The following is a 380-nucleotide window of genomic DNA, read 5'->3' as shown; positions in this document are numbered from 1 at the left end:
CGGTAGAGGGCATCGTAAGTATAGTTATGCGCCATCTGTCCGCCAGCCTTTCCACTCTGTGGAACTGACGCACCGTTTACCACGCTGAGCACATTGCTCACCGCATCGTATGTATAGGCATTGTCCATAATGGTGTTGCCACCACTATTCACCGTGAGGTTCTGCAATCTGCGACGCTGTGGGTCGTAGGTGTAGAACGTTTCCGCACCGTTGCAATACTTCAAGTATGTGCGCTGCTCAAACTTGTCATAGCCTATCTTGCTCACATAGTCGTAGCCGTATGACTTATAGCCATGAACCTTTTCAAGCTGACCACCGAGATTGTAAGAGTAAGTAATCTTCTCCTCATCAGGATAAATCATCTCCAACAGACGGTTGTG

The 380-nt window shown here is 48.4% G+C and carries 1 pseudogene; it reads right to left on the bottom strand.

From position 1 onward, the window contains the following. Positions 1 to 380, bottom strand: a pseudogene (locus DXA74_RS16825) (hypothetical protein); the annotation flags it as partial.

The organism is Bacteroides sp. OF04-15BH (genome assembly GCF_003477995.1).
In the GTDB taxonomy this organism is placed as follows: Bacteria; Bacteroidota; Bacteroidia; order Bacteroidales; family Bacteroidaceae; genus Paraprevotella.
The sequence above is the reverse complement of the archived record's forward strand: the minus strand, read 5'-3'. Positions and strand labels throughout refer to the sequence as shown.